Source organism: Slackia sp. (genome assembly GCF_977041755.1).
The window spans coordinates 1-20,824 of record NZ_CDRRGL010000019.1 but is presented as its reverse complement, the minus strand read 5'-3'; the positions used below and the strand labels follow the sequence as shown (position 1 = coordinate 20,824).

The window sequence follows — 20,824 nt, the reverse complement described above, 5'->3', positions numbered from 1 at the left end:
TCGGCGTTCACGATTTTATCGACGGGCAGCTCGGCGGGGTTGGAGCGGCACTTGAAAATGTTCATGCCGTACTCCACCGGGTCAACGCCAACGAATTCAGCCGTTTTCGCGATGATGTCGCGGTCGAAATTCGTGGTGGTGGGAGACTTCATGATCACCGTGTCGGTGAGCATGGCGCCCAACAGCACGGCAGCGATAGCCTTAGGCATTTCGATGCCCTCGATGCCGAACTCGCGAGCAACAATCGCGCAGGTCGAGCCAACAGGCATGGCGTTGTAGCGAAGCGGCTGCGCGGTGGTAAGGCCGCCCAGGCGATGGTGGTCGACGATTTCGACAATCTCGGCATTCTCGAGGCCCTCGGCAGACTGCAGCGCCTCGCTATGGTCGACAAGAATCACCTTATCGCCTTCGCCCACACCCTCGATGAGGCGCGGGGTCTCGATGCCATTCTCGGAAAGAATCCACTCGGTCTCGGGCGGAAGGCCGCCGAGGCGAACAGCTTCGTACGTCACATCTTCGCCGTTCTTCTTGGCGAGTTCATTCTTCAGATAGGCATAGCCAATCGCAGCCGAAATCGCGTCGTTATCGGGATTCTTGTGACCGAACACCAGAATCGAAGGCATAGGGTTTCCTCCTTGTTTCACTTCATACAAATCGTAGCGAAACAGTGTACCATGGCAGAATCACGCGAGCCCGTTCGTGTGCAATGACCCATAGAATTCCCAGCAGAAAGGCCAAACATGAGGATTCTTGGCATTCGAGATATCATCGGCCCCATTATGATTGGCCCATCGAGCAGCCACACCGCGGGCGCGCTTCGCATCGCGAGCATGTGCCGCCGTTTGCTCGCGGGCGAACCTCGCCAGGTGGCCTTTCATCTATACGGCAGCTTTGCCCACACCTATCGCGGACACGGCACCGACAAAGCCCTTGTCGCAGGCCTGCTCGGCATGGCGGCCGACGACGAACGCATTCGCGATTCATTCGAAATCGCCAAACAACAAGACTTGAGTTTCACATTCGAGCCGCGTCCGAACGAGCCGATGCCCCATCCCAACACCGTATGCATCGAAGTCACCGATTCCACGGGTTCTCATGTTTCTATGCGTGGAGAGAGCATTGGCGGAGGCGCGGCGGTCATCACGCGCATCAACGGCATCGACGTTCGCCTGACGGGCGAATATCACAGCATCGTCGTGAAGCAACGCGACGTGGCAGGCGTTCTCGCGCACATCGCGACGTGCCTTTCGGTATTCGACGTAAATATCGCTACCACAAAGCTGTTCCGCGAACGAAAAGGCGAGCTCGCTTACACCATTATGCAAACCGATGACGAAATCGACGAGCGCGTGGCCGCAAGCATCGCGAAGCATCCAGACATCTTCGACGTGCGCATTGTGAAAAGCGATCGAGCGAGCGAAGCGGTTGCCCCCGTGAAAGGCAATGCGGAAAACGCCGGAGGTTTCGCCGCCGAATTCACCCCGCAGGAAGCCGCCGCCCGTTTTGAAGAACTTGATTTTGCATGCGGGGCAGAAATGCTCGCCTATTGCGAACATGAAGGCATCGCAATTTCGGAGGCAATGTGCCGCCGCGAACGGTGCATGCTTGCAGCCGATGGCGTCGCGGTCGACAACACGCGACGCTATTTGGAACGCGTGCTTTCCGTTATGCGCGAATCGGCAACCGCGCCCATAACATCGCCCGTGCGTTCGATGGGCGGCCTTATTGGTGGAGAGGCAGCCGCGCTTTCGAAGCTCGAGGCCAAAACGGATAGCGGCACGGCCAACGCATGCATCGCCGACCCTATGCTCGGCCGCGCAACCACATATGCCATGGCGGTGCTCGAAACGAACGCGTCCATGGGGCGTATTGTCGCAGCGCCCACGGCCGGTTCTTCGGGCGTCGTGCCCGCAATGCTTTTAGCAGCGCAAGATGAACATGGATTCAGCGATGAAGAACTCATCAACGCGTTAGCGAACGCAGCTGCAATTGGGTACTTGATCACGAGGAATGCTACGGTTGCCGGAGCCGAAGGCGGATGCCAAGCCGAAGTTGGCGCCGCGAGCGCCATGGCCGCAAGCGCGGCATGCGAGCTTTTCGGAGGAACGCCCGCGCAATGCTTCGCCGCAGCGAGCAATGCGCTTTGCGGGCTCATGGGCCTTGTGTGCGACCCCGTCGCGGGCCTGGTCGAAGCGCCCTGCCAGAAGCGCAACGCCACGGGCGTCGCCAACGCAATCGTATCGGCGCAAATCGCGCTCGCGGGCATTGGCAACCTCGCGAACTTCGACGAAACCGTTGAAGCCATGCGGCGCGTGGGCAATTCCCTTCCCTTCGAGCTTCGAGAAAGCGCACTCGGCGGCCTTGCCGCAACGCCTTCCGCATGCGCATTCTGCGGAGGCTGCATGAACTAGCAAACCAACAGGATGTGTTAAATGCTCGTAGCATTTAACACATCTGTCTCGCCTTTTTCGCACAGGAACGCTAGCGAACCACTTCCCCTTTATAGCCCGTGATGCCGCCGATATTCTCAACCTTGGTGTAACCCGAACGCTTCAAAAACGAGAGCGCTTGACCGCTTCTCGACCCCGTGAGGCAATGGACGAAAATCGGAGTCTCCTTTTCCGGATATTCCTGAAGCACGCGCTTAATGTCGTTAAGGGGAATATTGACGCTCCCGGGAATATGGCCCTGTCCATATTCTTCTTCACTACGTACATCGATTAAAACCGCGCCATCGGTCGCGCGCCATCGGTCAACGCCCCTGTTAATAGTGGCTCCTGTAATCAAGTCTATAAAGCTCATGCGGTGCTCCTCATCTTTCTTCAAACGCCCTCGCAAAGCGGCGACACGTTTGCATGCCGACGTTGGATTTAAACTATAGCCCACTGGTAAAATACCAATATTACAGTCATTTGTAAGGAGGTTCTCGTGCTTTAAAACGGCAGAATCTGGATGGGCCAGAGCGACACAACCCCTGTTATTTTCTGCTCAACCAGGCAACCGGCATGGACCCATCGCGACGCATCAGGCACCGACACCCTCTCCATTGCCCGCAAGGCCTGCCTATCCGAAACCCCAACTCCCCGCCAACCTGTTAAACGCTACGAGCATTTAACAGGTTGATGCCTATCAGCCCCAAACAGCAAGGAACGTTTGAGCATGCTACCTGTCTTTCTTCAAGGATTATCGTTGGGCCTGGCGTTTTTGGCCCCTATCGGCATGCAGAACCTCTTCGTCATCAACAGCGCGTTAAGTCATACGTTCGGTCGAGCGCTGGCGACGTCTCTGGTAGTTGTGTTCTGGGACATCTCCCTGGGAGTTACGTGTTTCTTGGGAGCCGGGGCGCTCATGGATGCGTTTCCGTGGCTTAAGAAAATCATGCTGGGGCTTGGCGGCCTGCTGGTTATATACATAGGCATAGGCCTTATTAGAACGGAAGCGAGCTTGGATGGCGGCAAAGACGTCAACCAGCCATTCTTGAAGATCATCGCTGCCGCATTCGTTGTGACATGGCTCAACCCACAAGCCCTCATCGATGGCACCATGATGTTAGGGGCATTCAGGGCAACGCTACCGGCAGGCGGCGACCTTCCCTTCATCCTCGGCTTCACGTCGGCAAGCTTCATTTGGTTCAACAGCCTTGCCATTGCGTCGAATTTGCTCGGAGTCAAAATCAATACGCGTGCCCTTACCTGGCTCAATCGCCTTTGCGGCATTGTGATCATTTGCTACGGAGCAAAGCTGCTTTTCGATTTAGCGCGAATGATTTTCGGATAAAACGCCCCCCCACAAAACAGCAGCCACCGGCACAACGGCCCAACCGCTAGCAAAAAACGGGGCCCGCATATGCGAGCCCCGCCAAAGGGAGGGTGTATTGAAATAGCGAGTCTTGTCGTTAGCCTTGAATGGCCTTTGCGACAACCTCGCCGGCATTCTTGCCAAACACCGTGATGTCGCAAACGGCATTGCCGCCAATACGGTTGTTGCCATGAATGCCGCCCGTTACTTCGCCCGCAGCATACAGGCCCTTAATCGGCTCGTCGCCTTCGCCAAGAGCCTGATTGTCGACATTAATCTTAATGCCGCCCATCTCGTGATGAATGCCAGGAGCAACCTTAATGGCATACATATTGCCAGGCTGGAATTCGATCATGCCCTGAGTACGACCGAATTCATCGGTTGCGCCCTCGGTCGTGAGCTTGTTGTAGGCATCGATGGTCGCCTGCAAGGTAGCTGCATCAACCTCGATTTCTTTAGCCAAAGCCTCGACCGAGTCGCCCTTCTTCACAAGACCGCTCTTGTCGTAGTTCGCAGCGGCTTTATTCTTGTCGTAAACGGTCTGGTCGAAAACCTCCCACGCAAATTTACCCGGCTGCTCAAGCTCCGCAGCAGAGACCTTGTCTCGCGTGCTCATTTCATTGAAGAAGCGCTTGCCTTCGGAGTTGACCAGAATTGCGCCGCCACCGCGCAGGCCCTCTGCTATCAGCATAGAAGAGCTCTGCTCGACAGTCGGGTGAATCTGAATCTGATCCATCTGAATCAGCTGTGCGCCAACCGCTTCGGCCATTGCGTAGCCATCACCTGTAGCGCCAGGCTGATTGGTGGAAACATACCCCTCAAGGTCGGGACGATACTTCGTAATCATGTCGGGATTGGAGCCCAAACCGCCTGCGGCGAGAATAACAGCCTTGGCGCTGTAGTCGCCCTTGTCGGTTTTCACGCCGGTAATCGATCCATCGTCGGCCTGCACGAGCTCCTTGACGTCACAATTTGTCTTGATTTCGATGCCACGATCCTCAACGGCCTTTTGCAAACCAGGAACGATGGTCTTGCCGACAGCAGAGCCGTCGGTCGGGCGATGGCAGCGCTTCACCGACATGCCGCCCGTCATCGTGATGTTGTCAAGCGTGATGCCCAAACCATCAAGCCAATCAATAGCTCCGGCGGAATTATTGCACATGAAGTGGACGAGCTCCGGATTGCCGGTATCGTGACCGCCATCCAAGGTTTCCTGGGCAAAAAGCTCATTGGAGTCATCGATGCCCTGAGCCTTCTGGAATTTCGTTTCGGAAGCGTTCATGCCCGAAGACGAGAAATTCGTGTTGCCGCCGACATTGCCTTCTTTCTCAAGAACGACGACCTTCTCAACGCCTGCATCATGCGCCGCGATGGCAGCAGACATGCCCGCTCCACCAGCACCCACGATAACGATGTCGTATTCTTCGGCCTTGCTTTCTGCCTTGCCGTCACCTTTGCTGGAGCAGCCCGCCATGCCAAAAGCAACCATCGCACCAACAGTTGCCGCGCCTGCAACAAAATTTCGACGTGAAATTTGCATTGCCATAAGAAATCCCTCCTAATGATTCCCTCTGGTTCATTACGCATTGAACCTTCCTTAGCGAGCCCTTCACGCCCGTTAAGCGAGCATTATCCTAGATATTCCATAGGTTTATCGTCTACGCCCAATTTGGGTGTTTTAACGTTTACCCAGTTCAATAGCTTGCATAACATCTCTTACACCCCTATGAACACCCATAGCCAAAGCGCCAAAGCTTCAAAACGACTATACTGCTGAACGCACTTCAGCACGAAAGGCCGAAGGCGTTGGAAGGGATTACATGAGTTCAAGACAGAAAGCAGCATGCGCAACAGCTGGACTTGCATGCGCATTCGGAGGGATTTGGTCAATCGATGCGCATGTTGCCGCGCTTTCGGGCACGCCCTACACAACGCTTTGGATGCGCATCGTATCGCTCTGCGTCTACCTCGTTGCATGCGCCATTGCTATCAGGGAACCGAGCATCTTCGATGGCAATGGCGAAACCGCCAGAAAGCGAGCCGCGCGCCTGATTGCATGCAGCACGGCATGCCTCTTCATATCGCTTGCGGGCTCGCTCGGATTCATCTACGGAGCCAAAGGCGCGCTTGCCTTGGCATGCGGCTTCGCCATGAAGCTCTTTGGAGCCCCGCTCACCATTGCCTTGGTGTGCTGCTATTCACGCATTAATAAGGCCGATTCGACGAAAGCCTCGCTTATAGGCATCTCAGGCGCGTTCGTTGCTCAGTCGATACTATCTTCGATTAATGTCCAACAGCTCTGGCATCCCCTCATTGGCATATGCGCAGGGTTCGCCCTCTGCGCTGTTGCAATCATCTGCATCGCTGCGCTTTTATGCACAGAAGCGCCTGAGGCAGCCCACGCGCCCTCGGGCACCCAAGTGGCAAAGAGTCAACCAAGCGAATCACGCAACCAGCCCCCCCTTTCGAAACGTATTCACGGGACCATTCCTCGCCATACTTGTAAGCACGTCCTTCATGCTTGGTTTTTTGCGCTCGGGGCTACAAACCAACGACGCTTTAAGCGCGTCGCCTTTTATCGCCATCGCCCTTGTCGCGTTCTGCATCCTTTTGATTCCGACCGATGCGCACGTAAGCCTTCCAAACCTTCTGAGCGTCGGTCTCGCATGCGTTGCAGCAGCCTTCCTCGTGGCTCCGCTCATCAACTCTACCGTTCCAGATTGCCAAACGATTTTAGCAAGCTTAGGCACCACCGTTTTAGAAGCGGCAGCATGGGCAATGGCGGCGAGCGCCGCACGCCAAAGCCGAAAAACGCTTGTGGCAGCCGCGTTTGCACGCCTGTGCGTTGCGTTCGGTCATCTCCTGGGCGCGTTAATCGCTCGAAGCATGCTCGTCCTTTCCAATGCAGACGCGAGCGCAATTCAGGCAGGCTCGCTCGTCGTCGTCTTCGTGTATTTCATGATTGCGCTGTTCCTAGGACGCGCTTCGACGGAAGCATTTGTCCAAATCGGAAAGGGATCAACCGCACGTGAAACCGACAGTCGAGTTGCCGCGCTCGAAGAAACCGCAACGCTCATTGGCATGGGGAACAATACATACGGCCGCAACGAAAACGAAGCCAGTCAAGAACACTTGGACTATACGCATGCAGAACTTCGCCAGAAGCCTTTTGCGCCCATAAAAGCACAAACGAGCACAACGTCGCATATGGAATTCGATGCCATATGCGACGGCAACACGGAGCGCGCACTTGAAGCTATCGCGCACACATGCCAACTTACCCCGCGCGAGATCGAAGTGTTTAGACTCCTGTCGCTCGGCAGGGATATCTCGACTATAGAAAACGACCTGTGCATATCGCGAAACACCGCGAAGATGCACATTCGTCATGTGTACCAAAAACTGGAGGTTCATTCGAAGCAAGAACTTATCGACCTCGTAAGAACCCAGTAAGAGGCTCCGCAGATATATAGTGGACCCTCTCGCTACAAGAGGAACGATGCAGAGAGATCAATCTCAAGAATAAGATTCGCACTCCCCCTAAAGCCGCAGCGTACCGTTCAACTCAAGCTAGCGGAATTGCCTTATGTCCCAAATTGTCAAGAGCGGCGCAAGGCCGACCGAAATGCGCCAACGGGGCATACAACCGCAAGAAATGAAACGGACTCACTCATTAGAACGACGCATTCCCATTGCACCCCTCCCTGGCCAGTTTCATATACACGGCAGACGATTCAATGCCAACCGACTTGCGCCCCATTTCCTGAGCCACCCTGCACGTCGTGCCCGTGCCAACGAAAGGATCGAGAACGATTCCACCTTCAGGGCAAGTGAGCGCAATAGGATTTTTCACAAGATCCTCGGGAAAGGAAGCATAGTGGTATTCGCCGCTGTGCTCATCTTCAGGGAAGACATTCCAGACATCGGATACCAGTGCGCTATTCCTCTTGAACTTTATAAAGTGGAATCCATTTTCAGCAAGCTCCTTCTCACCCGCCGACGACCCAGTAGAGTTTCTATGGGCAGTACGTATTTCCCCGCGTAAGACCATGCTGAAATCGGACACTTTGCCACATTCGACGAGGTGCAGCATCTTAGCAAGGGCAGCATACGCATTTGATTTTTCGGAATCGGTCAGCTTGGTTGAACGCTCGACTTTCCTGCGATAGCCAGCGCCGCGCAGCCAGCAAAAGTTGCAAAAGAAAATGTCAGCAACTATGCATGGCAATCAGCAATCCTCTTGGTGAGGGCAGCAAGCTTTTCCGCTTGTGCTGATTGCCATGCGCTCCTCTTGTCCTTAGGCGAGCTTGCGAGCGAGCTCTCGCACCTCTTCCAACTTGGGCGACGATGCCATGCTGTCGCGCTCGGTCATACCGCTGATGGTGACAATGCCCTGGTCCTCCCACTTGCAGTACGCGCAGGTTGACTTGTACATAGCGATCGCCGCATCATAGACGCCCTCGCTGTGGCTATCGAGCAAAAGGGCCGTCTTGGTGAACGGGAATCCCGTGGCACCAAAGGCGTACAGGCGGTCGATGGCAGCCTTCTCCTGCGCGGTGATATCAAACCAGTAGATAGGCGAGGCGAAGACGACCATGTCGGCGTCTTTCAGCGGCTCGATCACGTCGGCCATGTCGTCCTTCTGCACACAGGTGCCCTCATGAGCAAAGCAGTACCGGCATCCTAAGCAGGCGATCTTCTTGCTGGCAACGCGGACGACCTCGACCGTATTGCCGCCCTCACGCGCGGTCTCGGCAAACGCCTCGACCATGGTGTCGGTATTGGCGCCCTTGCGCGGGCTACCACTCAATACAACGATATTCATAGAAATCTCCCCCCTTCATGCCGCAGGCGCGCGGCATATTATTTTGTTTTAACCAAAACGCATGGAGTTATTCAATCGCCTCGTTTCAGCTACTCCCACTCTTTAGAAGAATCGTTGCTGGAGACTTGGCATTGAATCAAGGCACACCTTATTTCAGATATTCCTCAAAGAATGCTTTCAGTTTTTCAAACGGAATGATGTCCATCCGATCGTAAAGGTCGGTGTGGTTAGCGCCGGGGATAATGAGCAATTCCTTGTTGTCCCCCGTCAGCTTGCTGTACGCAGTTTCACTGAAATAGCGGGAGTGCGCCTTCTCGCCATGCACCAGCAACACAGCAGAGCGGATTTCGCTGCTATATTGCAAAATCGGCATATTCAAAAATGACAGCGAAGACGTCGCATTCCAGCCTCCGTTGGAGTTCAGGCTGCGGGGATGGTAGCCTCGCGGAGTTTTGTAGTAGGCGTAATAGTCCGCTACAAACTGCGGCGCGTCCTCCGGCAGCGGATCGACCACGCCGCCCGCCAGCGCATAGCTGACGTTTTTATAGTCCTCGGTGCGCTGCGCGTTCAACGCTTTCCGCTTTTCAAAGCGTGCCTGCTCAGAGTCCTCGGCGTCAAAATAGCCGTTGGCGGTCACGCGGGTCATATCGTACATGGTCATAGCCGCGGTAGCTTTGATACGGGTGTCGATGGCTGCTGCATTGACTGCCATGCCGCCCCAACCGCAGATACCGATGATGCCGATGCGCTCCGGATCGACGTTTTCCTGTACCGAGAGGAAGTCCACCGCTGCGCAGAAGTCCTCGGTGTTGATGTCCGGCGATGCTACATAGCGGGGCGTACCGCCGCTCTCGCCGGTATAGGACGGGTCGAAGGCAAGCGTGAAAAAGCCCATTTCCGCCATCTTTTGCGCATATAGGCCGGACGATTGCTCCTTCACCGCGCCAAACGGACCGCTGACGGCGATAGCAGGCAGCTTGCCTTCCGCGTTCTTCGGCACGTACACATCAGCCGCCAGCGTGATGCCATATCGGTTATGGAAGGTCGCCTTGCTGTACTCAACCTTGTCGCTTTTGGGGAATACCTTGTCCCATTCCTGCGTCAGTTTCAACTGCTCCATGCCTAAGCCTGCTTGTCAGTCGCTTTAAGGTATTCCTCGTCCTCCACGGGCTCCAACCACTCGTTGGAGGTCTCCTCACCAGGAACTTCCACCGCGAGATGGGAGAACCAACTGTCAGGCGCCGCACCGTGCCAGTGCTTTACGCCCGCGGGAATATTCACTACATCGCCAGGGCGCAGCTCTTGTGCCGGTTTGCCCCATTCCTGGTAAAGCCCTCGGCCAGCCACGCAGACGAGGATCTGCCCGCCGCCATTTTTGGCGTGATGGACGTGCCAGTTGTTGCGGCAGCCGGGCTCGAACGTAACGTTGTAAATGCCGACCTGCTCGGTGGAAAGGGGCGCGAGGTAGCTTTGCCCGATAAAGTACCTCGCGAATTCGTCGTTGGGCGCGCCGATGGGAAAGGCCATCTCGTTTTGGTGCTCGGCCTTTGCGTCGGCGGCATCGTCATCCGCCCAGACCTCCTTCGCCATGCGGAAGGCCGCCCATGCCTTGGGCCAGCCCGCGTAAAACGCCGCGTGCGTAAGAATTTCCGCTATCTCCGCCCTGGTCACGCCGTTGTTCTTTGCGGACATCAGATGATATTGGAACGAGGAGTCCGTCAGGCCCTGCGCCATTAGGGCCACAACCGTCACCACACTGCGGTCTCGAAGGGAGAGCCCGTCTTCTCGGCTCCACACCTCGCCGAACAGCACATCGTCATTGAGCTGTGCAAATTTGGGGGCAAAATCCCCCAGGGCATCTCTGCCCGCCGTCTGTTTAATCGTCATGTTTGATTCCTCCTGTCGATGGTTTTGAGCGCAAAACTGCTTCCGCGCGACTAAGCAGCCCGCCTAGATTTCCATGCCCATTCGTCGCGCCTGCTCAAGAGCGGGGTGCCCGGCGATTTCGTCCACGCCGTTCACGCCGCCGGCGAATACCGTTCCGGCAAGTGTGCAGCGGGGGAAGCAGTCGACCCATCCTTGCACCGCCTTCTTCGCGCCGTCGAAGGTCGAGCGCCCACTCTCCGCCGCCGTTGCCAACAGATACGCCTCGGTGAATGCGTAATCGGAACCGAAGAGTGGGTTGGCGCGGTCCAACATGGTCTTGAGCTGGCCGCAGACGCTGTAGTAGTAGACGGGCGTTGCAAACACCAACACATCCGCATCGTGCATCTTGGCGGCAATTTCTATGGCATCGTCCTGGATGACGCAGTACCCCAGCTTCAGGCAGGCAAGGCAGCCCCTGCAGAAGCCGAGCTGCTTTTCGCGCAGGTGCACGGTCTCCACGCTGTGGCCCGCTTCTTGCGCACCGTTGGCGAAGGCATCCGCCAACGTCTCGGAATTGCCATTCTTTCGAGGACTTGAGGAGACTATCAAAACTGTTTTGCTCATTACGGAATACCCCTTGAACTCGCGATTTATATTGACGAAAATAAAGGTAATACCTAAACATAACTTTAGGTCAATGAGTAAATTCGAGATTTGTCCGGAGGGGCCATGTACACAATCGGACAGGTGGCGGAGATGTTCGGTCTGCCCGTTTCCACGCTGCGGTATTACGACAAGCAGGGGCTGTTCCCAGGATTGGAGCGGACGTCCGGCATTCGCCGATTCGGCGATACGGAACTCGAGGCGCTTCGGGTCATCGAATGCCTGAAGAAGGCTGGGATGGAGATCAAGGACATCCGGCTGTTCATGGAATGGTGCGCCGAGGGCCCGTCCACTTATCCCAAGCGCAAGGCCATGTTCGAGGAGCGGAAGGCCCACATGGAATCGGAAATCGCGAACATGAACCGTGCGCTGGATATGTTGAAGTTCAAATGCTGGTACTACGAGCAGGCGATTCAAGATGGCGGCGAGGACAGGCTGAAGGCGCTAATTCCCGACGATTTGCCAGAAGAAATCAAAAGCGCCTACGAGAACGCACACGCTCGATAAAGCCGTTCGCTACCCATGGGACTCCGGCAAGGAGCTCTTTTCGAGCAGAACGAAAAGAAAGTCTCCGAACCAGAGGGTCCAAAGGCCGTTATTCCCGTTTTTCGCTGGTGGCTTTGCTCTATGGCGACGCCGAAACAGCATCAGACGGTACTCGACGATATCAGATGCTTTGTCTCGAGCGCGGCAGACACCGCATCGAGGAACTCCCGCACATGGTCGGCGGGGTGCGGCGAATGAAGCAGCCCGTAAGACACGAGACAGCCCCAATCGGTAGGGACGGTTTTGAGCATGGGGTGGACGCTGGCCCACAACGGCAGCGTCGCAAGCGCGAGGTCCTCGTTCGCGCTGCGATTGAACACCTCCGCCCGATATTGCGGGAAGTCCACGAGCGCGATTTGAGGATGATGCAAGAGCATCTCGTCGCGCACGCGGTCGATTTCGGCGTTCCAACCCCGGCGTATAAGCATAAGACTGCGATTGTGGAGGTCGTCGAATGTGACGATGTCGCGTTTGGCGAGTTCGCTGTCGACGGGAACGGCGCACCAGAGCGGCTCGCGCGAAAGCTCGAGGCCCAGGCACCCGCGCTCTTTAAGAAAGGCATCATCGAAAATCCCCGCCACGACGTCCATGTCTTGCCCGAGGTTCGCCAAGCCGCGCGCCGCCGAGGGCGTGTTTTCAAACGTGATCACCTGAAGGCTCATGTCGGGGCAAAGTTCCTTCACCTTCGGCCACAGCTTCGTGAGCGGCGTGCTGGGCGTCATGAGCGACACTCCCACGCGGATGATGCGCTTCTCTCCGCGCTCGGCGATGCGGGCGCGTGCGATTGATTCTTGGGAGTACTGCACGATATGGCGGGCGTCGGCGAGCAGCGACCCGCCTGCTCGCGTAAGCGAGAGCCCCTGATGCGATCGGTGGAACAGCGTAAGGCCCAGCCGCGACTCCAGCAGGTTCATCTGCTTGATGACGGCCGTGGGCGTGATGAACAGGGCTTGGGCGGCCTTCGAGAAGCTGCCGGATTCGGCGACCTTGATGAATGTGTCAAGCTGAGGGTTGTACACGGGATCCTCCTAACCTCGCTGCCTCGCGCACGCGCCCTGCAATCGCCAAGATCGCCTTAGCGCACACCTTAAGGTTATAACACTACCACGAAGCGAGACTTCCTGCATCGTTGGCAAAACCATACGGTGGTATCCCAACGTGAATTTCTCGCACGTCAGTAAACGCCGTAGCGTTGTATTCGAAAAGTCGCCATTAAGGAGGAGGCCATGGAATATCTGAAGCTCAACAACGACGTAGAGATGCCCATCGAGGGTTTGGGCACCTTCCTCATGACCCCGGCCGAGGCCGAGGCAGCCGCAACCGCCGCGCTCGCGGCTGGCTACGAGCACATCGACACCGCCAACGCCTACATGAACGAGCGCGCCGTGGGCCGTGCCATCGCCAAAAGCGGCATCGCACGCGACAAGATCTTCGTCTCCACCAAGCTCTGGCCGAGCGTCTACGACGCGGGCATGCCGGCGGTGGACGCCACGCTCCAGCGCCTGGGGCTCGACTACGTCGACATGCTCATCCTGCACCAGCCGGTAGGCGACTACCTAGCCGCGTGGCGCACGATGGAGGAGGCGTACCGCGCAGGCAAGGTGCGCGCCCTCGGCCTCTCCAACTTCCCGCAAGACAAGATCGCTGAGGTCATCGAGGTCGCCGACATCAAGCCGCAGCTCGCGACCGTTGAGTGCCACCCCTACCACGCCCAGCGCGACCTGCGCGCCTACCTCGCGCCGTACGGCACGGTGATCGAGGCGTGGTACCCGCTCGGCCACGGCGACAAAGGTCTTCTGGAGGAGCCCATCTTCGTCGCTCTCGCCGAGAAGTACGGCAAGACCCCGGCCCAGGTAATCCTGCGCTGGCACGTGCAGATGGGCGCCTCCATCATCCCCGGCTCCAAGAACCCCGCCCACATCGCCGACAACGTGAACATCTTCGACTTCTCCCTCGCCGAAGACGAGATGGCCGAGATTGCCAAGCTCGACGGGACCATGACCTACTACACCGCCACTGAGGAAGCACTCGCGGGCTACCTGGCCATGCGCCCCGATTTCGACGCGCAGGAGTAGCGCGCAGACGATAACGGCCCAACCAAGCCAACGAAGGAGACGACTCATGACCGCAAACCCGACCGTGACCAGAAGAAACTTCCTGCTCGGAGCCGCACTATGCGCAACGATGCTCTCCGGCTGCAGCCAGGGTGACGACAACCAAGCCGCCGCCGAGGACCAGCCGACTGTCGAGGACGAGCCCGCCGCCGTGCCCGCTGCAGGCGGCAACGTCCTCGTGGCCTACTACTCGGCACAGGGCCACACCGCTGCCGTAGCTCAGACCATCGCCGACGAGCTTGGCGCCGATCTCTTTGAGGTGACGCCTACGGAGCCCTACTCCGACGATAACCTCAACTGGACCGACGACAGTAGCCGCGTCACGCGCGAGCACGAGGACGAGAGCCTGCGCGACGTCGAGCTTACGCAGGTCACGCCGGACGGCTGGGAGAACTACGACACCGTGCTCGTGGGGTATCCCATTTGGTGGGGCAACGCGGCCTGGCCCATCGACAACTTCATCTCAGGCAACGACTGGGACGGCAAGACGGTGGTCCCGTTCTGCACCTCTTCCTCGTCGGGCCTTGGCCAGAGCGGCGAGCTACTCGCCGAGGCCGCGAGCAGCGGGGAGTGGCAGGAGGGCCAGCGCTTCTCGTCCAGTGTGGACGAGTCCGGGGTTCGTGATTGGGTCGCCGGCCTCGGCCTGGCATAAGCAATTAGAGATGGCAGGCCGCTGACAATCTGGGAGTTTCAAATGATCCTATACTTCACCGGAACGGGCAACTGCCTCTACGTGGCGCGCGAGCTAGCCACGGAGGGCGAAAGGGTCCTGAGCATTCCGCAGGAGCTGCGCCGCGAGGGCGAGCTCGCTTACGCGGACGATACGATTGGCATCGTGTATCCCATCTACGGGCACATGATGCCCGACATGGTGAAGACGTTCCTCGAGCGCTCGACGCTCGACACGCCCTACCTCTACTTCGTTTGCACCTACGGCAACCGGCACGCCAACGCCGTCGAGCTGTGCCGGGAGGACGCGCGGGCGGCGGGGCTCAACCCTGCCTACGTGACCACGCTTCTCATGGTGGACAACTGGCTGCCCAACTTCGACATGGACGAGCAGCGCGCCCGCATCCCCGAGAAGAAGATAGGCGAGAATCTCGAGCGCATCCGCGCGGACGTGGTCATGCGCCGCCGCTGGATCGAACCGGTGACCGACGAGGACCGCGCGGCGCACGAGCAGTTCATGAGCCGGGGCTTGCGCTTCGAGCCGGCGGCGCTGGTCGGATTCCTAACCGTTGATTCAGAGAAGTGCATAGGATGCGGGGTGTGTGCAAAGGTGTGCCCGGCTGACTGCATCGCGCTCGAGGGCGGCAAGGCTGTCCGTAACGCGCAGGCGGGCTTTGGCTGCAACGCCTGCCTCGCCTGCATGCACGCCTGTCCTGCGCACGCCATCACCTGCGCGGCGGGCGACAAGAACCCCGCGGCGCGCTTCCGCAACGAGCACGTGACCCTTGCCGAGCTGCAAGAGGCCAACAGCGGCCACTGATGCACTTCTCGCCATGCCGAAAGCCTGCGGCTTCGGCTTGATTCATTCAGAAAGAAGAACTATGCACGTGAGCCATCTTTCACGCAGATCCTTTATCGAGACTGCCGCGCTCGCTGCGGGCGAGCTGGGCAGCCGCGGTTACCGGCTCGTGGAGGTTGGGGCATGAATGTCACGAGAAGGACTTTCCTTGCACTCGCCACCTCGGCGCCTCTTGCTCTTGCCGGATGCTCTGCGGTGAAGGATTCAGTGGCGTCGAAAGGTGGCGATTCAGACCCCGGAGAGGCCGCGGATGCCCGTGAGCTTGGCGGCTACGTCCTCACGGAGGGGTCACAGACAGACCGCGGCTTCGTCGTTGACGACGCCCTGCAGACGCCATCGGGCAGGACGCTGCACTTCTCGCTCCATGTGCCGGACTCCTACGACGGGTCCGTACCCCATGCGCTCTACGTGGCCTGCCCCGGCTGGGAGGGGCTCTACTTCCAAGGCGTGGGGGCGAATCTTCAGGAGGACTACCCCTTCGTGGCGAACGACTACATCGCCGACATGATCGTGGCCTCGCCCCAGCTCGACGACTGGGGCGAGCAATCGGCGTCAGACGTGGTGGAGCTCACCGAATGGCTGCTCGGCGCCTACAGCATCGATGCGGGCCGCGTGTATCTGAGCGGATGCTCGGGCGGCGGCGAGACCGTCTCCATCGTCTTGGGAACGCGCCCCGAGCTCTACCGCCGCGCGCTTCACACCATCTCGCGCTGGGACGGCGACATCGAGACGCTCACCGCAGCCGAGGTTCCCGTGTATATGGCCATCGGCGAGAACGACGACTATTACGGTTCCGAACCGGCGCGCGAGGCGGCGAAGCGCATGAGAGAGGCCTACCGGGCTTGCGGGCTCGGTGACAGCCGCATCGACGAGCTCGTAACACTCGACGTGAAGCCGACGAGCTACTTCGTCGAACACGGCTTCGGCGAGAACGCCGGCCAGCACGGAGCGGGCGGCTACCTCTTTGCCCGTGACGAGGACATCATGGGATGGTTGTTCTCATGACGCGGCAAGCAAAGGGCGCAGCGCAAAGGACGCTGCGCATGCCCTTCGTGCTTCCCGCCGGCGTCCCGCTACCGGTTTACCTGCTCGAGCACATGTGCGTCATGGCGCTTTTCGCACTTCTGGGTGCCCTGCTCATGCGGGTAGTCGTCCGCAGCACCCGTCCGATCATACGCTAGGCGAACGAAAAGGGGCGGTGGGCCTCCGTCTTCACGGGCCCACCGCCGCCGAACTGAGTTACGCAAGTCGGGACTACGCGAGCTTCTTCGAGAGCGCTCTTGCCTCGTGCGTGTTGTCGACCATGCCGCCGTAGGTCATGCCGTAGAGCGCGGCGAAGCGCTTCATGGTGTACTCACCCCAATCGAGCATCTCGCGCGTGGGCGCGCCACCTTGGAACACGAAATAGAGCGTCTTGCCGCTCATACTGCCCTCGCGCACCGGACCGTAGAAGCGGTCGAGCAGGTTGCGCAGCATGCCGGAGAGGCTGTGCCAGTAGACGGGCGACCCCACGACCAGGGTGTCCGCCGCCCCGATGCGCGCGAGCACGTCCTCGAAGTCATCGTCGCCGTAGCTCTGGCCGTAGCCGTAGACCTTGTGCTCGGCAAGATTCAGCTGCTCGTACGGACGATCGCCGATGAGCTCGCGCGCCAGGCGCGCCGTGTTGCCATCCTTGTTGGGGCTTCCGTTGATGAAGAGAATCATACGTCTCACTCCTTACGTATTGTCTGATACCGCCTTTACCATAGGCGTGAGAAGATCCGGTGAGAAGTTCCTGCTCGTAGGCAGCTTATAACCGTGGGGTGTGTACGTCTTGCCATCCTCATCGCTGCGCCTTCCAAAACGCGAGGGCATCGTCGATCCAGCCCTCCGCCACGGTGTCGACACCCAGGCCAAAGCCGTGGCTCAGGCCTTCGTAAACATGAAACTCCGTGGGCACGCCCGTTGCTGAGAGCACTTCGAGACGCGCCTGCATGGTGCGCCAGCTGGCGATGCTGTCGCGATCACCCACGCAGGCGTAGGTCGCGGGGTCGGCACCCGTCAGTTCGCTCATGCCGGTGTACTGCATGATGGCCGCCGCGGGTCGGGGCGTCGTTGCCGGCGCGCCAAAGGCGGCCGGGCCGTAGCCGCCGACCCATGCCGCCATGCGCGCACCGGCCGAGCCGCCCCACAGCGAATAGCCCGACGTGTCCACGCCGAGCTCGTCGGCGTGCTCGAAGATGAAGGAGACGGCGCGGGCCAAGTCCTCGCAGGCGAGCTGCGCGTCCGGCCGGTAGATGACCGCGAACCCGTTGACGCCGGAACGGGCCAGGTGCAGGCAGTGCGGGAAGGAGTCGTGCATGGCAGCGACGTAGGCGAATCCGCCGCCCGCGCTTACCACGGCAAACGGTGCAGACGCGCCGCCCACTCCCTCGGCAGCGAAGCGGAAGAGCCCCGTGTTCGCGAGCGAGGGGTCGGCGGCCTTCTCGGCATCCGTGTAGATGTCGTAGAAGACCGTCCGTTCCGCTGCGCGCTCTGACAGCAGATAGCTGACGACATCGACCGTGGTGCTCGTATGGATCTCCGAGTACCACGGCAGGCAAGCGGAAAGGTCGTCGAGCGCCATATCCTCCGTCGGCGGATGGAGCGTTGTGGGGAAGAGCAGCCGCCCGTAGCCATCGAACAAAGGGTTGTTGATGACGTCGTAGATGGGAGTGTCCGCCGTGACCGTGCCCGGAGCGGAGCCGCGCGCGACCCCGGCGGTCCCGTCCGACGAGCAGCCGGCAAGGCTGCCCGCCGCGGCCAACCACGCGGCAGCCTCCAGAAACGAACGGCGCGACATCATCGCTGCACTCGATAGACGAGATGGAGGCCGTCGCCGGCAAGGCGCTCGACGCGCTCGAGCGAGAATGCGTGCGAACCGCCGGCTGAGCGAGGCATCTCGTCGAAGACGGAAGCCGTTTCGGACTCCCCCGAGACCGTCGGGGAGAGAACGAGGCTCAGCTCGTCAAGCACGCCCGTGGCAAGAAACGACATGTCCGTCTTTCCGCCGCCGCACACGAGCAGGCGCTCGATGCCAAAAAGCTCGCGCAGCTTGCGCAGGGCGAGCGGGAGGTCTAGCCCGCGCGAGCCGGCAAGCACGTATGAGACGCCGCACTCTCGCAGATAGTCGCGATACGCCGGCGACGCCGCCTCGGTGAGGACCTCGATGACGTGCGCGTCCGCACGGCCGGCGCGACGATAGGTCGCAGACTCCCATGCAATCTCCCCGGCGGGATCGACGGAGACGTAGAACGATCGTTCGGCGTGAGGCGCCACGAAGTCCCCCTTGGGCGCGCTCCCGTGGGTACCGAGCGCAAGGGGGCGCGACCCGACGAAGCCCTTCGTGGTCACGGCCCCGTACGCCACGGCGTCCGCCCCGAACTCGACCTGCATGCGAGAGTACGCGGCGCGTGCGGGCGAGGCAGCGGGGTCGAGCATGTACGCGCCGTCGATGCGGCCGTTGAGCCCGGCAAAGATGTGACAGACGACATAGGGTCTAATGTTCATGGCTCCCTACCTTACCGCGTGCCCGCCGAATACCATGAGGTCGAGTCCGTTGAGCAGCCCGTCGACCTTGGCAACCTCATCGTCGGTGAGCCCGACCTCGGCGGCGCCGAGGTTCTCGAGCAGTCGTTCAGGCTTGCGACTGCCCGGGATGGGGATGATGTAGGGCTTTTTCTCGAGCATCCAGGAAAGGGAGACCTGGGCGGGCGTCGCTGCGTGCAGCTCAGCCAGCTCGCGAACGAACCGCATGAGGGGCTCGGCGCGCCTTTCGCCTTCCTCTGTGTACTGCGGCATGCCATCGCGGTAGTCTTGGGCGCCCTCGAATCTGGTGTTGTGGCTGTACGCGCCCGTCAGAAAGCCGTTCGCCATGGGAGAGAATGCCACGAGGGCGACATTCAGCTCCTCGAGCACGGGGAACAGGGATTCGTTCCAGCGCGCCATCATGGAGTAGCGGTTCTGGACGGCGGAGACGGGGCACACCACATCGGCGCGACGCAGGTACTCCTCCGTCGCCTCGGAGATTCCCCAGGCGCGGATCTTACCTTCCTTGATGAGGTCTGCCATGGTGCCTGCAACGACCTCGGGCTCGACCTTTGGGTCGATTCGGTGCTGGTAGTAGAGGTCGATGTGGTCGGTGCGCAGCCGGCGCAGGCTATTCTCCACCGAGATACGGATAACCTCGGGGCGCGAGTCCACGAGGATGGTCTTGTCCGGGGCGTGCGTGACGCCGAATTTGGTGGCAATGACAACCTCGTCGCGCACGGGCGCGAGCGCCTTGCCCACCACGTCCTCGTTGTGCGCCTCGGTCCCGTCGGCGCACGTGCCAACGTAGCACTCCGCCGTGTCAAAGAAGGTATAGCCCATCTCGTGGGCCTGACGGATGACGCTCACGGCCTCGTTGTCGAGCATCGGGTCTCCACTTGCGTGCGTGATTCCCATGCAGCCCATGCCGAGCGGGCTGACTTCGATGCCGCTCTTTCCCAAAACGCGCTTGTCCATTCCTGTTCTCCCTGTCTATGATATCCGTCATTTGTTTGCGAAGCCGGACCGCGCGCCCGCGTCCGCCCGTTCATCGAACTCCGTTAGGCACACCCCCTGTCGGTGGCTTGTGCTCTCTCATCGCCAAGCGTACGACCGCGAAGCGCTCGGCGGAATCCCCCTTTGGTGCGGTGCCCTGAACCCGCGGGTTATAACCCCGTGCGCACCCCAGCGTTATAGGACCCTCACCAACGGAAACTTCCGCCGGCGCGGCGTCCCTCGTACGGTGGATACGTCAAGTTGCGAGAAAGGAAGGCACCATGGACTACATCACCTTGAACAACGGCGTCAGGATGCCCCAGCTCGGCTTCGGCGTGTACCAGATCCCGGACGCCGCGGAATGCCAGCGCGCCGTGGAGGACGCGCTCTCGGTCGGCTACCGGTTGCTCGACACGGCCGCGAGCTACGGCAACGAGTAGGCAGTCGGGGCCGCCGTTCGCGCGAGCGGCCTGCCGCGCGACGAGGTGTTCGTGACGACTAAGCTGTGGATGTCGGATGCGAGCTACGAGGGGGCCAAGCACGGCTTCGACGCGTCGCTCAAGCGGCTGGGGCTCGACTACGTTGACCTCTACCTCATCCACCAGCCATTCGGCGACGTCTTCGGCGCGTGGCGCGCCATGGAGGAGCTCTACGAGCAGGGCGTTATCCGCGCCATAGGTACAGCTAACTTCTACCCCGATCACCTCGCAAACCTCATCTCGTTCAACCGCATCGCCCCCGCCGTGAACCAAGTCGAGTGCAACGTGTTCTTCCAGCAGAGCGAGGCGCAGGAGTACATGGCCGGCAAGGAGGTGGCCATGGAGGGCTGGGCGCCCTTTGCGGAGGGCAGAAACGACCTCTTCCGCAACGAGGTCCTCGCTCGCATCGGCGAGGCGCACGGCAAGACGGTCGCCCAGGTCGTGTTGCGCTGGCTGCTGCAGC

At 59.6% G+C, this 20,824-nt stretch carries 23 protein-coding genes; 10 read left to right on the top strand and 13 right to left on the bottom strand.

Annotated features, from left to right (window positions below; genetic code table 11):
* Nucleotides 1–623 (bottom strand): DHH family phosphoesterase (locus tag ACWI8T_RS03005; RefSeq protein WP_449137893.1); only part of this gene is annotated, 623 nt, incomplete at its 3' end.
* 117 nt (nucleotides 624–740) lie between these two features.
* On the opposite strand from ACWI8T_RS03005, the gene sdaAA reads away from it, so the two are divergent.
* Entirely contained in the window at nucleotides 741–2,411 is a 1,671-nt protein-coding gene (gene sdaAA, locus ACWI8T_RS03000; RefSeq protein ID WP_449137892.1) for an L-serine ammonia-lyase, iron-sulfur-dependent, subunit alpha, read from the top strand.
* 70 nt (nucleotides 2,412–2,481) lie between these two features.
* Here the strand turns inward: sdaAA and ACWI8T_RS02995 are convergent, their stop codons facing one another.
* A complete protein-coding gene (locus ACWI8T_RS02995; protein ID WP_123219162.1) occupies nucleotides 2,482–2,802 on the bottom strand; it encodes a rhodanese-like domain-containing protein in 321 nt (106 codons plus the stop codon).
* Between the two features lie 357 nt (nucleotides 2,803–3,159).
* On the opposite strand from ACWI8T_RS02995, the gene ACWI8T_RS02990 reads away from it, so the two are divergent.
* Nucleotides 3,160–3,777 (top strand): LysE/ArgO family amino acid transporter, encoded by a 618-nt coding sequence (locus tag ACWI8T_RS02990; RefSeq protein WP_449137891.1) that lies wholly within the window; start codon nucleotides 3,160–3,162, stop codon nucleotides 3,775–3,777.
* Nucleotides 3,778–3,895: 118 nt separating this feature from the next.
* Here ACWI8T_RS02990 and ACWI8T_RS02985 read toward each other — a convergent pair whose 3' ends face one another.
* Entirely contained in the window at nucleotides 3,896–5,344 is a 1,449-nt protein-coding gene (locus tag ACWI8T_RS02985) for a flavocytochrome c (RefSeq protein WP_449137890.1), read from the bottom strand.
* A 740-nt stretch (nucleotides 5,345–6,084) separates the two neighbouring features.
* On the opposite strand from ACWI8T_RS02985, the gene ACWI8T_RS02980 reads away from it, so the two are divergent.
* On the top strand, nucleotides 6,085–7,251 hold the full coding sequence (locus ACWI8T_RS02980) for a response regulator transcription factor (protein WP_449137889.1): 1,167 nt from the start codon (nucleotides 6,085–6,087) through the stop codon (nucleotides 7,249–7,251).
* A 220-nt stretch (nucleotides 7,252–7,471) separates the two neighbouring features.
* On the opposite strand, the gene ACWI8T_RS02975 is transcribed toward ACWI8T_RS02980, so the two are convergent.
* The 5 genes from ACWI8T_RS02975 to ACWI8T_RS02955 all read right to left on the bottom strand — a co-directional run bounded on the left by ACWI8T_RS02975 (nucleotide 7,472) and on the right by ACWI8T_RS02955 (nucleotide 11,113).
* Nucleotides 7,472–8,026 carry a DNA methyltransferase gene (locus ACWI8T_RS02975; RefSeq protein WP_449137888.1) on the bottom strand — a complete coding sequence of 185 codons (555 nt, stop codon included), beginning with the start codon at nucleotides 8,024–8,026 and terminating at the stop codon, nucleotides 7,472–7,474.
* 69 nt (nucleotides 8,027–8,095) lie between these two features.
* The gene (locus ACWI8T_RS02970) at nucleotides 8,096–8,623 is read right to left on the bottom strand and encodes a flavodoxin family protein (protein WP_449137887.1); all 528 of its coding nucleotides are present in this window, start codon (nucleotides 8,621–8,623) and stop codon (nucleotides 8,096–8,098) included.
* Between the two features lie 148 nt (nucleotides 8,624–8,771).
* Nucleotides 8,772–9,743: an alpha/beta hydrolase gene (locus ACWI8T_RS02965; RefSeq protein ID WP_449137886.1), complete on the bottom strand. Its 972-nt coding sequence runs from the start codon at nucleotides 9,741–9,743 to the stop codon at nucleotides 8,772–8,774.
* 2 nt (nucleotides 9,744–9,745) lie between these two features.
* Nucleotides 9,746–10,510, bottom strand: coding sequence for a carboxymuconolactone decarboxylase family protein (locus tag ACWI8T_RS02960; RefSeq protein WP_449137885.1), 765 nt, complete (start codon nucleotides 10,508–10,510; stop codon nucleotides 9,746–9,748).
* A 63-nt stretch (nucleotides 10,511–10,573) separates the two neighbouring features.
* A complete protein-coding gene (locus tag ACWI8T_RS02955) occupies nucleotides 10,574–11,113 on the bottom strand; it encodes a flavodoxin family protein (RefSeq protein ID WP_449137884.1) in 540 nt (179 codons plus the stop codon).
* A 105-nt stretch (nucleotides 11,114–11,218) separates the two neighbouring features.
* Between ACWI8T_RS02955 and ACWI8T_RS02950 the strand changes: the two genes are divergently transcribed.
* The gene (locus ACWI8T_RS02950; protein ID WP_449137883.1) at nucleotides 11,219–11,659 is read left to right on the top strand and encodes a MerR family transcriptional regulator; all 441 of its coding nucleotides are present in this window, start codon (nucleotides 11,219–11,221) and stop codon (nucleotides 11,657–11,659) included.
* A 140-nt stretch (nucleotides 11,660–11,799) separates the two neighbouring features.
* Here the strand turns inward: ACWI8T_RS02950 and ACWI8T_RS02945 are convergent, their stop codons facing one another.
* On the bottom strand, nucleotides 11,800–12,717 hold the full coding sequence (locus ACWI8T_RS02945; RefSeq protein WP_449137882.1) for a LysR family transcriptional regulator: 918 nt from the start codon (nucleotides 12,715–12,717) through the stop codon (nucleotides 11,800–11,802).
* A gap of 207 nt (nucleotides 12,718–12,924) precedes the next feature.
* Here ACWI8T_RS02945 and ACWI8T_RS02940 point away from each other — a divergent pair, with 207 nt between their 5' ends.
* The 4 genes from ACWI8T_RS02940 (at nucleotide 12,925) to ACWI8T_RS02925 (ending at nucleotide 16,345) form a co-directional block, all read left to right on the top strand.
* Nucleotides 12,925–13,773, top strand: coding sequence for an aldo/keto reductase (locus tag ACWI8T_RS02940; protein WP_449137881.1), 849 nt, complete (start codon nucleotides 12,925–12,927; stop codon nucleotides 13,771–13,773).
* Nucleotides 13,774–13,819: 46 nt separating this feature from the next.
* The gene (locus tag ACWI8T_RS02935) at nucleotides 13,820–14,464 is read left to right on the top strand and encodes a flavodoxin (RefSeq protein ID WP_449137880.1); all 645 of its coding nucleotides are present in this window, start codon (nucleotides 13,820–13,822) and stop codon (nucleotides 14,462–14,464) included.
* A 42-nt stretch (nucleotides 14,465–14,506) separates the two neighbouring features.
* The gene (locus ACWI8T_RS02930; RefSeq protein ID WP_449137879.1) at nucleotides 14,507–15,301 is read left to right on the top strand and encodes an EFR1 family ferrodoxin; all 795 of its coding nucleotides are present in this window, start codon (nucleotides 14,507–14,509) and stop codon (nucleotides 15,299–15,301) included.
* Between the two features lie 519 nt (nucleotides 15,302–15,820).
* A complete protein-coding gene (locus tag ACWI8T_RS02925) occupies nucleotides 15,821–16,345 on the top strand; it encodes a prolyl oligopeptidase family serine peptidase (RefSeq protein ID WP_449137878.1) in 525 nt (174 codons plus the stop codon).
* A gap of 249 nt (nucleotides 16,346–16,594) precedes the next feature.
* On the opposite strand, the gene ACWI8T_RS02920 is transcribed toward ACWI8T_RS02925, so the two are convergent.
* The 4 genes from ACWI8T_RS02920 to ACWI8T_RS02905 all read right to left on the bottom strand — a co-directional run bounded on the left by ACWI8T_RS02920 (nucleotide 16,595) and on the right by ACWI8T_RS02905 (nucleotide 19,864).
* Nucleotides 16,595–17,044 carry a flavodoxin family protein gene (locus ACWI8T_RS02920; RefSeq protein ID WP_449137877.1) on the bottom strand — a complete coding sequence of 150 codons (450 nt, stop codon included), beginning with the start codon at nucleotides 17,042–17,044 and terminating at the stop codon, nucleotides 16,595–16,597.
* Between the two features lie 118 nt (nucleotides 17,045–17,162).
* A complete protein-coding gene (locus tag ACWI8T_RS02915) occupies nucleotides 17,163–18,164 on the bottom strand; it encodes an alpha/beta hydrolase (protein WP_449137876.1) in 1,002 nt (333 codons plus the stop codon).
* Complete coding sequence (locus ACWI8T_RS02910; RefSeq protein ID WP_449137875.1) at nucleotides 18,161–18,868, bottom strand: dihydrofolate reductase family protein; 708 nt, start codon at nucleotides 18,866–18,868, stop codon at nucleotides 18,161–18,163. Before ACWI8T_RS02910 ends, ACWI8T_RS02915 begins: the two co-directional genes overlap by 4 nt.
* Nucleotides 18,869–18,874: 6 nt before the next feature.
* The gene (locus ACWI8T_RS02905; protein WP_449137874.1) at nucleotides 18,875–19,864 is read right to left on the bottom strand and encodes an aldo/keto reductase; all 990 of its coding nucleotides are present in this window, start codon (nucleotides 19,862–19,864) and stop codon (nucleotides 18,875–18,877) included.
* A 299-nt stretch (nucleotides 19,865–20,163) separates the two neighbouring features.
* Between ACWI8T_RS02905 and ACWI8T_RS02900 the strand changes: the two genes are divergently transcribed.
* Together ACWI8T_RS02900 and ACWI8T_RS02895 are read left to right on the top strand one after the other, a co-directional pair.
* Nucleotides 20,164–20,322 (top strand): hypothetical protein, encoded by a 159-nt coding sequence (locus tag ACWI8T_RS02900; RefSeq protein ID WP_449137873.1) that lies wholly within the window; start codon nucleotides 20,164–20,166, stop codon nucleotides 20,320–20,322.
* 51 nt (nucleotides 20,323–20,373) lie between these two features.
* The coding region (locus tag ACWI8T_RS02895) for an aldo/keto reductase (RefSeq protein ID WP_449137872.1) at nucleotides 20,374–20,824 on the top strand (451 nt) is incomplete at its 3' end.

Coding starts and splice junctions, on each gene's coding strand:
- ACWI8T_RS02940 (WP_449137881.1), top strand. CDS start 12,925: ATGGAATATCTGAAGCTCAACAACGACGTAGAGATGCCCATCGAGGGT.
- ACWI8T_RS02970 (WP_449137887.1), bottom strand. CDS start 8,623: ATGAATATCGTTGTATTGAGTGGTAGCCCGCGCAAGGGCGCCAATACC.
- ACWI8T_RS02920 (WP_449137877.1), bottom strand. CDS start 17,044: ATGATTCTCTTCATCAACGGAAGCCCCAACAAGGATGGCAACACGGCG.
- ACWI8T_RS02905 (WP_449137874.1), bottom strand. CDS start 19,864: ATGGACAAGCGCGTTTTGGGAAAGAGCGGCATCGAAGTCAGCCCGCTC.
- ACWI8T_RS02900 (WP_449137873.1), top strand. CDS start 20,164: ATGGACTACATCACCTTGAACAACGGCGTCAGGATGCCCCAGCTCGGC.
- ACWI8T_RS02955 (WP_449137884.1), bottom strand. CDS start 11,113: ATGAGCAAAACAGTTTTGATAGTCTCCTCAAGTCCTCGAAAGAATGGC.
- ACWI8T_RS02965 (WP_449137886.1), bottom strand. CDS start 9,743: ATGGAGCAGTTGAAACTGACGCAGGAATGGGACAAGGTATTCCCCAAA.
- ACWI8T_RS02930 (WP_449137879.1), top strand. CDS start 14,507: ATGATCCTATACTTCACCGGAACGGGCAACTGCCTCTACGTGGCGCGC.
- ACWI8T_RS02990 (WP_449137891.1), top strand. CDS start 3,160: ATGCTACCTGTCTTTCTTCAAGGATTATCGTTGGGCCTGGCGTTTTTG.
- ACWI8T_RS02980 (WP_449137889.1), top strand. CDS start 6,085: ATGTCCAACAGCTCTGGCATCCCCTCATTGGCATATGCGCAGGGTTCG.
- ACWI8T_RS02915 (WP_449137876.1), bottom strand. CDS start 18,164: ATGATGTCGCGCCGTTCGTTTCTGGAGGCTGCCGCGTGGTTGGCCGCG.
- ACWI8T_RS02995 (WP_123219162.1), bottom strand. CDS start 2,802: ATGAGCTTTATAGACTTGATTACAGGAGCCACTATTAACAGGGGCGTT.
- ACWI8T_RS02910 (WP_449137875.1), bottom strand. CDS start 18,868: ATGAACATTAGACCCTATGTCGTCTGTCACATCTTTGCCGGGCTCAAC.
- ACWI8T_RS02935 (WP_449137880.1), top strand. CDS start 13,820: ATGACCGCAAACCCGACCGTGACCAGAAGAAACTTCCTGCTCGGAGCC.
- ACWI8T_RS02950 (WP_449137883.1), top strand. CDS start 11,219: ATGTACACAATCGGACAGGTGGCGGAGATGTTCGGTCTGCCCGTTTCC.
- ACWI8T_RS02985 (WP_449137890.1), bottom strand. CDS start 5,344: ATGGCAATGCAAATTTCACGTCGAAATTTTGTTGCAGGCGCGGCAACT.
- ACWI8T_RS02960 (WP_449137885.1), bottom strand. CDS start 10,510: ATGACGATTAAACAGACGGCGGGCAGAGATGCCCTGGGGGATTTTGCC.
- sdaAA (WP_449137892.1), top strand. CDS start 741: ATGAGGATTCTTGGCATTCGAGATATCATCGGCCCCATTATGATTGGC.